The sequence below is a fragment of the Paenibacillus oryzisoli genome (genome assembly GCF_050467285.1).
Taxonomy (GTDB): Bacteria; Bacillota; Bacilli; order Paenibacillales; family NBRC-103111; genus Paenibacillus_E; species Paenibacillus_E oryzisoli_A.
The window spans coordinates 41418-54586 of the sequence record NZ_JBCMUN010000010.1; the positions used below are offsets into that span (position 1 = coordinate 41418).

General features: G+C 54.7%; 9 protein-coding genes. 1 reads left to right on the plus strand and 8 read right to left on the minus strand.

The window, feature by feature from the left end:
• Positions 1-76: 76 nt before the first annotated feature.
• The 4 genes from ABE504_RS18560 to ABE504_RS18575 all read right to left on the minus strand — a co-directional run bounded on the left by ABE504_RS18560 (position 77) and on the right by ABE504_RS18575 (position 5335).
• Positions 77-1855 (minus strand): hypothetical protein, encoded by a 1779-nt coding sequence (locus tag ABE504_RS18560; RefSeq protein WP_430091432.1) that lies wholly within the window; start codon positions 1853-1855, stop codon positions 77-79.
• A 19-nt stretch (positions 1856-1874) separates the two neighbouring features.
• On the minus strand, positions 1875-3524 hold the full coding sequence (locus ABE504_RS18565; RefSeq protein WP_430091434.1) for an extracellular solute-binding protein: 1650 nt from the start codon (positions 3522-3524) through the stop codon (positions 1875-1877).
• 67 nt (positions 3525-3591) lie between these two features.
• A complete protein-coding gene (locus ABE504_RS18570; RefSeq protein WP_430091435.1) occupies positions 3592-4467 on the minus strand; it encodes a carbohydrate ABC transporter permease in 876 nt (291 codons plus the stop codon).
• A 16-nt stretch (positions 4468-4483) separates the two neighbouring features.
• Positions 4484-5335 carry an ABC transporter permease gene (locus ABE504_RS18575; protein ID WP_430091674.1) on the minus strand — a complete coding sequence of 284 codons (852 nt, stop codon included), beginning with the start codon at positions 5333-5335 and terminating at the stop codon, positions 4484-4486.
• A 335-nt stretch (positions 5336-5670) separates the two neighbouring features.
• Here ABE504_RS18575 and ABE504_RS18580 point away from each other — a divergent pair, with 335 nt between their 5' ends.
• A complete protein-coding gene (locus tag ABE504_RS18580) occupies positions 5671-7185 on the plus strand; it encodes a methyl-accepting chemotaxis protein (protein WP_430091436.1) in 1515 nt (504 codons plus the stop codon).
• Between the two features lie 66 nt (positions 7186-7251).
• Here ABE504_RS18580 and ABE504_RS18585 read toward each other — a convergent pair whose 3' ends face one another.
• The 4 genes from ABE504_RS18585 to ABE504_RS18600 form a co-directional block, all read right to left on the minus strand.
• Positions 7252-9510 (minus strand): AraC family transcriptional regulator, encoded by a 2259-nt coding sequence (locus ABE504_RS18585; RefSeq protein WP_430091437.1) that lies wholly within the window; start codon positions 9508-9510, stop codon positions 7252-7254.
• A 94-nt stretch (positions 9511-9604) separates the two neighbouring features.
• Positions 9605-10462 (minus strand): SGNH/GDSL hydrolase family protein, encoded by an 858-nt coding sequence (locus ABE504_RS18590; protein ID WP_430091439.1) that lies wholly within the window; start codon positions 10460-10462, stop codon positions 9605-9607.
• 249 nt (positions 10463-10711) lie between these two features.
• Positions 10712-11776 carry a Gfo/Idh/MocA family protein gene (locus ABE504_RS18595; RefSeq protein ID WP_430091440.1) on the minus strand — a complete coding sequence of 355 codons (1065 nt, stop codon included), beginning with the start codon at positions 11774-11776 and terminating at the stop codon, positions 10712-10714.
• A gap of 283 nt (positions 11777-12059) precedes the next feature.
• Positions 12060-13151, minus strand: a complete 1092-nt coding sequence (locus tag ABE504_RS18600; protein WP_430091442.1) for a glycoside hydrolase family 88 protein — start codon at positions 13149-13151, stop codon at positions 12060-12062.
• Positions 13152-13169: the final 18 nt, after the last annotated feature.

The following is a 13169-nucleotide window of genomic DNA, read 5'->3' on the forward strand; positions in this document are numbered from 1 at the left end:
TGTAACCATAAGATGCGGAAGCCCCCATTCGCAATATTCAACTTTCCCGTATATCGCGAATGGGGGCGTTCCCGCTTTATTGGTAAGGATCCACCTGCAAATGAACGGCTTTCCGCCCTCCGATCTTCATTGTGATGTCCCGAATATAGGTACTTGGCGTGCGTGGCGATTCTCCGTCAGCGAATGACCGATCTTCGATCCGCACCTGTTCCAGGTAGGCGTCAATGTCCTCAGCCGGAACAGCCTCAAGCGAGATTACCGCCCAGCCCGCCTCTAAACGCGGCTGCTGCACCGTTCCCGCTTCGCCCCGCCACAGTACCTGGCGCAGCTTGATCCGATCCGGCTCTGCCTCACGCTCGATTGTTACAGCTATCGGCCCCCTTGCCGCTTCGCCAGCGCGAATCCCGCTGAGCGCCGTCACCGCAACGGCCGTATGCGGGTACCGCAGCACGTACCATGTGCGGCCTTCCGCTGCCGTCACAATCTCCGCAAGCTCGCCCGTAAACCGATGAATGACCCATTCATCGGCCAGCTCGGCGGCATGGTGGTTCACCGCATCCATGCTGCGCACGGTCAGCAGGCAGTGCTCATGCTGCGCCGATCGCGTCTCAACGCCCGGGAAGTACGTCTCGCGAAACAGCGCCGGCTTCAAGTAGGACACTCGGTACGTTTCACCCGGATGCGTCCGCACTTCGTCACCGAGGTCGACGTACCAGCGCAGGTAGCTCACTTGCTCACCGGCCACGCTGAAGCTGACCGGGAACGACTGCCAGCCGAGCCCCCAATCCTGCCATTGATAGCTGCCTTTGATCACCGGGAAGCGGTTCAGGCTGCCCAGTCTCGTCGTGCGGCCGATCCAGCTGTAAGCGGCGCTCTCGTCAAATACCCGATCCACGCGAACGCGAGGAACGGCAGGCTTCGCCTGCAACGCCTCCGGCAGCCGATCCTTGAACATCAGCAGCATAAGCAGATGGTTCATCGTCAGCATCTCCACAGGCACATCCTCGAGCTTCGCCACACCGGCAACCGCCCAGGCGAGGTCAAAGCGGACGGTCTCGCCCGCAAAGTTGTAGCTGCGGATCGTGGGCACCATTTCTTGGCCGTCGTGAAATCGGAGAAAGTTCAAAATCTCTTCGATGCGCGCCTGCATTCGTGCCTCCAGTCCATGGCCGTGAGCGGCAAAGACCTTGCTCGCAACTTGCAGCGCATTGAGAATGACCGCCAAATACACGAGGGAAATGTTCTCGCCCCAGCCCCAGCCTCTGCGCGCGGTGTAGTCTTCCCATTTTTCAAAGAAAGCAATGCCTTCCGCTAGATACGTCTCATCGTGCAGCAGATGTGAAATCGCGAGCAGCATCGCGCCGTCGCTGATGATTTTATTTGGGTAATACAGAATCGGCTCCCTGCACTCGTGACTGAACCAGGCGCCGGCATGGCGCAGCATCTGCGAGATCACTTCCCAGTGACTGGCCGGAATCACCTCCGGATAGGTGAAAGCGAGAATAACGAGCGGACGCAAAATGAAAAATGCCGCATTCGTATCATTCACCTGCCGCTCTTCCCGATACCAGCGAAAGCCGCCGTAAGAAGGCGAGGCTGTATCTGTGATTTGGAGCTTCGCAAGCTCCCGCAAAATCTCAAGCCCCGTTCTTTCATCAAGCTGCCCAAGCATAGTGCCGAATGTGTAATAGTGCGCCGTATGCCGGCCTTCGTGGCAGTAGCCAAGATGGGCAATTTCGCGCGTATGGCCGGGTCTGTCGAAGCGAACCATCGCGTCTTCCAGAAGAATCCCTCTCGTTTCCTGTTGAAAAACAGCCTCCATTACCGCGTGAATATCCGTTACTCTGGTGTGCATGGTATCTCTCCTCTGCACTTTATTTGATTTCGTAAATGTCTTTCATGAGAATCGCCGTTTTCTTATTTGCCTGATACCACTCTTCGTAGAAAGCATCGACTTTCGGACCGCCGGCTTTGTCCCAAGCCGCTTTCGCTTCCTGGATGAACTGCTCCACCGTGTAGCTGCTGCCGCTTACAATGGCTTTCGTAGCAAGATCCAGAATCGTTTTATTCGCATTGGCATTGATTTGCGTAAGATCCTGCGGGAGCAACGGCAAGAAATCCTTATGCGTAATGCCCGGCATCGGACGGCTCGGATCGACATACGCCTTGCGTCCTTCTTGCACCGCTTTGATCATATCTTTCTCAATGGCCGTCGGGTTTGCTTTGTTCTCAAGACCCGTGCAGCTATCTTTCGCTAGCGATGCCAGCATGTTCAGATCGGCGATGTAGCTGACTTCTTTCTTCGTTTTCTCCGCATCAATCGGCTCCGGACAGCCGTTGGCGCCCTTCTTGTAGTGCTCTCCTTCCAGACCGTTGTTCACGGTATTCTTGAAGGCGTCGCTCGCCATGAAATCGATTTCCTTTACAATCGCTTCCGGGTCTTTCGCAGCCGCATTGATGGCGCCTGTTACGGCGATCGGGTTGTTCAGCAGCGGGCTGAAAGAGCCGAACTCGGTTTTCGGCAGAGCGATCGGAATAATTTCCGCGTCAGGCACGTTTTTCTTGAGCGTTTCGTAGTTTTTGGTCGGGAGCGAGCTTCCATAGATGCCCACTTTGCCCGCCATCCAATCTTGGGCGGATTTGGCGCCATTTTTATCGGTGACGAAGTCTTTATCGGTCAGGCCCGCATCGTAAATTTTCTTCTGATACGCAATCGCCGCTTGCAAACGATCCCAGTCATGAATGACGTGATCGTCCTTGAGATCCCAAGGCAGCTGGTCGGTACCGAACAGGGTGAAGCCGTTGCCGAACATGTGGTTCAAAACAATGCCGGTAATAAAGCTCAGCCCGATTCCCTGCGTATCCTTCTTCCCGTTGCCGTCCGGGTCGTTCTCCGCAAACGCCTTCGCGACATTGAACAGTTCATCCGCCGTCGTTGGCACTTGGAGATTCAGCTTTTTCAACCAGTCGGCACGAATGAACAGGTAGTGGTTCGGATCGTTGTTGTACGGTCTGCCGAGCAAATACATTTTGCCGTCCGGCATAGTGGTTGCTTTTTTCAGCGCCGGATATTTCTCCAGCCTTGCCTTGTATTCCGTGCTGTATTTCGAGATGATGTCGTCAAGCGGCATAAGCTGCTTCTGATTGTATAGCTGGCCGAGATACGATTTGTCGAACTCGAAGATCATATCTGGCGCCGAGCCCGATGCGAACAAAACATTGTATTTTTGCAGGGATTCAAAACGCGGGATCGGCACAAATTTCACATCGTTCGGCCCCTTCTCGTTCACCCATTTCGTCCAGCGGTTGTTAACAATGGTGCCTTCTTCAGCGGGAATATTGCCTCGATCATACAAGGATGCGGTAATGTTTCCGCGTTTGGCCGGTGCCGCCGACGTGCTTGCCTTTGGCGAATTCGCCGTTGATGTGTCATCCTTCGATCCGCACCCGATTGCCACCACGGCAAGTGCCGCTGCGACCGCTACCGTTGCTGTTGCGCGTCCAGTCCATCGTTTTTGTCTCATTGTCCTATTGACCCTCCCGAGGTTAGTTTCGCTGCTTACATTGTAATATGGCATGTTCCTTGCGTCATTACCCTTTAATCGCGCCGATCATCACCCCTTTCACGAAATATTTTTGGATAAACGGATACACAATCAGCATCGGTAGTGTCATGACGATAACGCCCGCTGCTTTCATACCCTCCGGGGTAACGTGAACGATTTCTTCCGGCCCCAGGTTATTCATATCCGTGACGAGCGATTGGCTGCGAATCATCTGCTGGATCAGCACCGTGAGATTGAATTTCTCCGGACTGTTCAAATAGATCATCACATTGAAAAAAGCGTTCCAATACTGCACGCCGTAGAACAGCGCAATGGTGGCGATCATCGGCAGCGACAGCGGCAAAATGACGCGCAGCAGCAGCTTCCACTCCCCGCACCCGTCCATGCGGGCCGCTTCCTCCAGCTCATCCGGAATATTCTCAAAAAAGGACCGCATAATGAGCATATTGAACGTGCTCACTAACGCCGGAAGCCAGAGGGCACCATAGGAATCGATCAGGCCAAGCTGCTTGATGACCAGATACGTCGGTATCAGCCCGCCTTGAAACAGCATCGTAAATACAATCGCCAGCGTCAGAAATTTACGCCCGTAGAATACTTTGCGCGACAATGGATACGCCGCCAGCACCGTGAACAACATGCTTAACGCAGTCCCGACGACGGTTATCGTTACATTATTGAAGAAAGCCTGCACGACAGGCGTCCCTTCAAACAGAAGACCGTAGGAGTCCGTGGTCCATTCCACCGGCCACAGATAGACGAAGCCTGACAGCACCGCATCCTTGCCGCTGAGGGACAACGAAGCGAGATGCAGCAGAGGCAGGAAGCACAGCAGCCCGGCGCAAGCAAGAATCATATAATTGATGCCGTAGAACACTTTTTCGCCTGTAGATTGTTTCAATGGAGTCCCTCCTTTCTTACCACAACTGGCGGTTGAACCGCTTCGCGATCGCATTGGTGATGACGACGAGGGTCAGACCAACCAACGACTCGAACAACCCAAGCGCCGTCGTCAAGCTGAACTGGCCGCCCTGCAAGCCCGTTTGATAGATGAATGTCGAGATAACGTCCGATACGCTGGATACGATCGAATTTTGCAGCACATATACTTGATCGAAGCCGACCTCCATCACATGTCCCATTGCCAGAATCAGCATCAGTATAATCGTCGGGGAAATGCCGGGAATCGTAATGTGCCACGTCTGTTTCCATTTGTTTGCGCCATCCATACTCGCCGCCTCGTACAGACTCGGATCAATCGTCGTGAGCGCTGCCAAATAGATGATCGCGCTGAACCCCGCTTCCTTCCACACCCCTGAGCCGAGGAAAATCGTGATCCACGACCACTCGTGAAATAGAAAGGCGTAAGGCTCGCCGAGCAGCTTCGCCACGAAGGTATTAATGATCCCGCCCTGGGAGAACAGGGTGATCACGATGCCGCCGACAATGACCCACGAGAAAAAGTGGGGCAGATAGACAAGCGTCTGCACGAGACGCTTGAACCACATTTTGCGTGCTTCATTAAGCAGAATAGCCAGGACGATCGGAAACGGAAAGCCAACAAAAACAGTCAGAATACTAAGCACCAACGTATTGCGAATAATCTGCACGGACTGCGCTTGCGTGAACAAGTTCTCGAAGTTCTGAAGCCCGACCCAGGGACTGCCCCAGATGCCTTCGTAGAAATTGTAGTTTTTAAAAGCAATCACAAGTCCCACCATCGGCGTGTATTTGAAAATGATGTAGAAAGCCGCCACGGGGAGAAACATCGTCCATAACGGAATGTTTTGCCGTAGTCTTCGGCTGAACCTGCGGGGCGCCGCCTTCGCATTCGCTTCGCTTGCCGCCCGCGCCTGTCCTTGCTGCTTAGCTGCTTCTAGATGTGGATTGGTGTCCAGCATGTTGCTCCTCCTCTTGCGCTTTGCCTTGGTGACCTCACGATACCGCCGAGTGCCGCTATGGGGCAATATCCAATATTCTCGTATATGTGGAGGATGCCATAATAACCGCTTGGATTCATTTTTAAAGGAATTCCTCGAGGCTATGAAGAAACTTGTTACAATTAAGAAGACAGATACTTCTGCATACAAATTGGGGGATGAAGATGAGTATTACAGCTATGTTCAACAACCATGAAAAAACGAAAGCTAGACAGTTGTCCATTCGAGATCAAGATGTCATTCGGCGAAACTTTGTTGTCTTTCTCGCCATTACTGCAACCGCTTTACTCATCTATATGAGTGTGTTTGCTTTAGGCACAGGCGGAATGGATTTCAGTCTAAAATTTACGCTCATTTTCGAAACGCTCATTTGGTTAACTTTCGCTTATCTGCACTTTACCAGAAAGTTTATCCATTACTTATGCTATTTCGCGGTTATCACCAGCGGGATCTCTACCACCGTTCAACTCATCAACAAGTCGGATGCGATGAACATTTTTTCCATCTATTACATGATGATTATGGCGCTGATTTTTATGAAAATGCTGCCGTGGCTCATCTCTGCCGCATGGGGACTTTGCCTGGTGCTTTATCAATTCATCGGGCAAAAAGATGCTTTGCACATCGATCCGACAACAGTCCCTACGTATCTCATTTATTTTTTCCTTTTTAGCCTTCTTATGTTTGCCGTTTTGAAAGTCTCCGGTTATATGAATAAAAGCATGGAAGAAGCGCGCACGCAGGCAGAAAAATTCCTTGCCCTTCAGCAGGAGCAGCGCGATATCGCCACCAAACAGATCACCTTGGTCACAGATCATCTGCACTCAATAACCAAATCAGGTGAGGAAGACAATGCTTCCTTCGACGAAATGAACAGCGCTTTTCAGGATATTTCAACAGGAGCCGGCGACCAAGTCGACTCGACGCTGGCCATTAATGATTCTGTCAATCATATGAATGATTTAATTAAAGAAATGTCCGATTCGATTCAAACTCTGTTAGGAAAAACAAGCGAAGCCGCTTTGCTGTCCAATGAAGGACGCGGCCACATGGAGCAGCTTTCCGATACGTTCTCCGCGTTTACCCAAGATATCGAAGCGGTTTCGCAGGACACAGCCTCTCTGATTGAGCGTTTAAATGAAACAAGCCAATTCAGCGATACTATTCAGGATATCGCCAATCAGACCAACCTGCTTTCTCTCAATGCCAGCATTGAGGCGGCGAGAGCGGGTGAGCATGGCAAAGGCTTTGCCGTTGTTGCCAACGAAATTCGCAAGCTGGCGGATATGACGGCCAAGTCAGCGATTCGCATCTCCGAACAATTGCAAGAGTTCACGGCATTATCTAACCAGACTCGCGCCAGAATGGATCAAGTTTCACTGCGCATGCAGCAAAGCAATGAAATCACCGGTAATACTAAGCAAGCCTTCGTGTCAATTACGGATTCCGTTGTCATGCTTAAGGACCTTTCCACAAGCTATGGCGCTCTTATGGACCGTATCAGCTCCTCGTCCGTAACCATCAGTGACTCGACGAACAACCTGGCTGCCATCTCCGAGGAAGCTTCCGCAACCTTGCAAGAACTGTCGGCTACCTTGCAATCGCTGCTAGTCAACAATCGTAAGAACCTGGAGCGCATTAAGGAAGCAGAACAAAATTTGCGTGTGGTTACAGGGTAATACCGCCTATAAAAAAGAAGGCTATCCACCATAACGGGGGATAGCCTTCTTTCGCATCTTATACAATTATTTCCTCACATCCATCGCCTTCCGATAATCCCCCGGCGTCGTCCCAACAATTTTCTTAAACACCCGGATGAACGACATCGGGTACAGATAGCCGACCTTCTCTGCGATTTCCTGCACCGGTTCGGCTGTCTCCTCGAGAAGCTGCTTGGCGTGATCCATACGGATGCGCGCGAGGTAGTCCACGAACTTTTCCCCGATTTCTTCCTTGAAAATGCGGCTGAGTGTCTTCACATTCACCGCGAATTCATCGCTCACCTGCGCGAGCGAAATGTCCGGGTTCGCATAATGCTCCGCTACGTACGCCTTCACACTCGACGCCAGTGTGTATTGCTCGCGGTTCATGCGGAGCCCCTGCAATTCCCCCTGCGCCTCGTGCAGCAGCGGGATTGCCTTGGCCTGCGCGTCCCCGACCCACTCGAAGTCGTCGGGAATCGCCTGCACATGCGTCGCTCCCGCCGAGCGCCAATGCTCCTGGAATTCCAGCGGCAGCTCGGCGATTTCCTGCTCAATGTCTGCTTTCAGCCGTTCCATGAGCGCAGCCAAATCGCGCTGGGCATAGATGCCGGAGCTCATGGTGCTGAACGCCTGCAACAGCAGCCCTTCCCACTCCGGATTGCCGATGCGGAACAACTGGGCAGCTTCCGACATGCTTTTGAGCAGTGCCGGCATGCCGGCGCCTGCTGCGACGGTATCCCACTGGGCATCGTAAATGTACACGAGATCCGGGCCGAGCGAGACTTTGCGCTCCAGCGCGGTGACCGCCTGCTTGAAGGCGTTCGGCAGCGCCTCGGCATCCTGCACAATTTCGGCGATCCCAATGGTCACCGTGAATTTCAGATACTCGTCCACCCAGCCTTTGGCACGGTCGGCCATCATCTTGATTTTCAGCTGGAGCTGCTTCTCGCGAGCGCCGCCTTCCTGCCGGTACATAAGTCCTAACCGATGCGGAGCGACCCATTCCGTCCACAGCCGTTCACCCTCGGCGTCGGCAATCTCCTGAATGGCGCTGCGCAGCGTAAATTTGAACAGCGACTGGTCGCGGGTCGAATAAGCCGCAGCGAACGCAGCATAATAGTCGATTTCGATGATGACGACGCCGAGTCGGTCAAACGCCTCCGGCATACCGATCTTCTCAAGCTCGTTGCGAAGGGCAGGCATCGCGAGCACGACAGTGCCTTCTTGCAGCTCCTTGAACAACTGTATCCGCCGATGCAGAATGCCCTCGGCATGCAGCTTGTCGTAATGATTCGTATGTTCGATGAGGTTCTCGAGCGACTTGTCGATGAAGGCGAACTCATCTTCGCCTGCGTCTCTTTTAGCCAAAGAGTTACGGTGCTCCGAGAACGAGGAAATCCGGTTCAGCACCTGATCGAGCGGACGATAATGCCAGTGAGAAATGTACGTCATCGCGACCATGCCGCCGACGATCGTCACGAAGCCGAGGATGACCCACAGGTACGAGAACTTGGAGACGTAAGCGAACAAGCCCATCTGGTTCATGCCGATATGCAGCGTCCAGTTCGTGTAAGCGGATTTCAACTGCGTGTCGTCATCGGCCGCCTTGTCTGCCTGGCCGCACTGCCGACCGAGACCTTCAAAGCTATTCCCGCTGCCATCGGCCATGCATAGGGAGGATACGCCCTCGATTTTCATATCGCGCAGCAGATCGTAAAGCGAATCCGCCCGCACGTTCAGGACGATGAGACCTTGCTCGCCGGAGTAGTAGGGTACTTTTTTGACTAAAGAAATGACCCGCTTGGACTGATCGTCATCGCTGAACAGTGAAAAAATGCGCAAATCGCTCCACATGAACGGTGTTCGGGCCTGCATCGCTTCTGCAATGAATGCCTTATCCCCGAAGGTTGCTAAATCAGAGGAGAAGTGCTGCATCACGATTTTGGCATCGGATTCCCGGTACAGATAGACGGACTCGACCATCGGCACGGTGGCTAGAAAATCCTGCAGTTCCTCCGTCAGCTCGTAATAGCTGTATACAGGCTGATCGCCGGGCGCATCAAAATATGCGGTGACCTTGTTGTTCAGCAGCAGGTTCTTGGAGGCGACAGTGTCGATATTTTTGAGCGTCGAATCCACAATTTGCATCACTTGGCCGGCAAACACCTCGTTGGCCTTGATCGTCTGGTTGCGAATCAGATCGCTAAGCGTCATAAAAAACAGCAGCATCAGGCAGAAAATGACCGCAAAAAAAATGGGAATGTAGGACATGATCAAGCGGTACAGCCATTTTTTGGGCATGGTCATCTCTCCTGTGCGTCAAGTAATCAGTAAGTACCTCTTATTCTAATCGATTCCGCCCTGTCTGGACATCTACAACTTTCTCGTTAATCGCTTACAGATCAGGGTAGCCCGCTAAAACGGTGCGCATATGGCTCGCGAGATTGTGCGCCATGCGCATATGACCATACTCGCCGGGGTGAACGAGATCGACCGATAAGCCCGAAAAATCGTCCAGCACCTGCTCGCCCTCGATCAGATGCAGATGCGGGTGGTTCCGCCTGCTGACATGCTCGCGCAGGATCTCGTTAAATTGACGATCCTTGTCCGTGATGTCCGACTCATAGTAGGTCGCAAAGTTCGGGTAGATCGTGATGAGGAAGATCGGCTTTGCCGGGTGTTTGCGTACAAGTTGGTCGAGCAGGTAACCTGTCGCTTCACGGAACTGCTCCAGCGTGAAACGGTCGCGCATGTTCACGCCAAGCTCTAGCAGGGCGACCTGCCAATCGTTTCGGGCGGCGAGAAAATCCGCGACCTCGCGCTCGCACAGGCAGGAGCCGCTGAGCCCGCAGTTATATACGTCCAGCCCCAGATGGCGGGCGGCTTGCTGAATGTACGTCATCGGTTGATTGTACATGCCGTGCGTGATCGACGAGCCGTACGCAAGCCACTTCGTACGCGGCTGCTCATGCGTCTGCGGCGGCCGCAGCGGGCGGCCGAACGTCTGCACGCCGCCCCACTCGACCGTGTAGCGACCGAAGATGACACGCCACACCTCCGGCGCAAAGCCGGAGGCAAGCAGCGGCTCCCGCTGCACCGCTGCGAGCCGCTTCGGCGCCTCGAGCTGCAGCGTGCGGGCGATGCCGGCTTGCAGCCGGTGCTGCGAGTGGAACAAGCCGCCGCAGAACACGAATACATCCCCGTCCGTTTCGGGGATGCGAACCGCGACGCGCAGCGTCTGCGCGTCCGTCACGAAGCGTGCCTCGCAGCCGCTCGCTTCCTCCGCGACCCAGCGGCCGCGATCCGACAGCGCGTGACGCACCGCCGCCGGGAAGCGGTACAGCTTGAGCGCGCCGCCCGTGGCCTCCTCGATTTCTGCAACATGATGGAAATATACGCCATCTCGAATCATGGTAATGCCTCCTTTGAAATAAAATCTGTCACACGCACGCCACCGCCCCTGCGAACGAAACAGGAGCTGCCGCAGCAGCCCCTCCTTCGGTTACAGCTTCACTTCCGCACCCGTGCGGGCCGACTCGTAGATCGCCGACAAAATCTGAATCATATGCACGCCGTCCTGCGGCACGAGAATAGGCTTGTCCCTGCCTTGTACGCAGTCGATAAAATGCTTGATATGCTCAGCATGTCCATGATGATCCTTAGCCAGCTTTGGCGTGATGTCGCACAGCGTGCCCTCAATTTCGGTGAACAGCTTCGTTTCGCCGCCTTTGAAGCTGAAGCCTGCCTTTGTTCCCCGAAGCTCAACGAAATTGACTTCCTCCTCAACATTCGACGCCCAACTGAACTCAATGTGCAGTGTCGCGCCGTTATCAAAGCGGATAAAACCGGACGCAAGATCTTCGACATTGAACGTCCCGTCAGCCGACGCTTCGCCGAATTGGCTGTGCGCCGAATCGGAAATCGACGTCTCCGCGAACTTCGTATACGTCGCCCCGACGACCGCGACCGGTCGCGGATTGCCCATCAGCCACACCGCCACATCGATAAAATGAACCCCCAAGTCGATCAATGGCCCACCGCCCGACAATTCCTTCGTCGTGAACCAGCCGCCCTTGCCCGGAATGCCCCTGCGCCGCACCCAGCCGCAGCGGCCTGTATAGATGTCGCCGGCATGCCCGGCGGCAGCATATTTCTTCAGAAATTGAATCGCCGGGCGAAAGCGATTGTTCCGCATCGTCATCAGCAGCTTGCCGGACTGCTCTGCTGCGTTCGCCATGCGGCTCGCCTCTTCCGGCGAGATTGCGTCCGGCTTCTCGCAGAAGACGTGGATCCCCGCTTCCAGTGCGGCCACGGCAATGTCGCTGTGATATTTATTGGACGTGCAAATGTCAATAAAATCCAGGTCAGGATGTTTCGCGAGCATCTCCTTATAATCCGTGTATAAATGCGGAATGCCCCACTGCGCGCCTTGAGTCCGCAATCGTTCCTCATTCACATCGCAAGCTGCAACAATCTCAATTTCCGGATGCTCAGCCAACACAGGCGCATGCGCCACACGAAAAATATTGCCGGTTCCGGCAATGCCAATTCTCAGTTTTTTACTCATCTTCATCGCTCCCATTCTGCAGGTAGTTACCGACAGCCAGTCCACCAGCCTGCCGGTTCAACGACCCCACCATACAAGGGTGAGCAGGGCGGGGGCAATATCCATTATTCTCGTATACGGATGTCAACGCGCATCTCATTCATGATAACCAGCTTCGCCTTGCTTGCATGGACGTGAGCGTTTACCGATGGCTTAGAGCCGCTTCAAGGCAAAAAAGGCCCGACACCGCAACCGGTGTCGAGCCTCCTCAACCTTCGCCGCCCTGTGACGGGCGAAAGAACCCCTAAAAAATCCGCTGCGCCCAGCCCTTCAGCTTGGCCAGCGCTTCTACATAATAATAGTCGCCATAGATCAGGCCGACGTCGACGTTTTGCCCGGCCGGCTTGTGGCCCGTGCCTTCGCGTAAAATCGACTCACGCGCGCCCTCGAAATCCGCGTAGCCCTGCGTCAGCGCATCCAGGATGCGGGTCGCTTGACCGCGGTACAGCTCCGCCTCGTCGGCCGGCACGGCCGCCGCCAGCTCCAGCAGCCCGGACGCGGCGCACGAGCCCGCGGATGTGTCCTTCAGCGTGTCGCCGTCCGCTGTGCGGAAATCCCACACCGGCACCGGATCGACCGTCGTGTTCGCCATAAAGTAATGCGCGACGCGCTTCGCGCCTTCGAGATACCGCGCCTCGCCGGTGTAGCGGTACACAGCGGCAAGGCCGTGCAGCGCCCATGCCTGTCCGCGGCTCCAGGACGACGTCGGCGAAAAGCCCTGGCCCCCGAGCGACTCGATGAACTCGCCGGTCGCCGGGTCAAACGACACGATGTGCCGCACCGAGCCGTCCGGCCGCACGAAATGCGCCAGCACCGTATCCGCGTGCGACATCGCGACTTGCTTGAAGCGCGGATCGGCAATCTCTTCGGCCGCCCAGAACAGCAGCGGGATGTTCATCGTGCAGTCGACGATCGCCCAGCCGGTTTTGTCCTGATTCCAGGCGCGGATGAACTGTCCCGCCTGATTGAACCGGCCCGCGAGGAAGTTCGCGGCGAACAAGCCGCGTCGGCGTCCGTCGGGATCGCCGGTCATTTTATACTTAGCCACGGCCGTCGGCAGAAATTGAAAGCCCACATCGTGGTGAAAATTGTTGTCGCGGAGGAAGCAAGCTTCGATCTTCGCGTCCCACTCCCAAGCGGCTTGCTTGTATTTCTCTTCTTTCGTCACATCGTACATAATCCACAGCAGCCCTGGCCAGAAACCGGACGTCCACCAATCGAGACGCATGTCGTCGTAGACGCCGCCTTTTTCCACGTGGGGGGATTTATCTCCGATTTGCGCGATCATGCTGTCCACTTTCGCTTGCAGGGTCGGCCATAACGCATTTACATTCATGTTCGTTCTCCCTTTCCC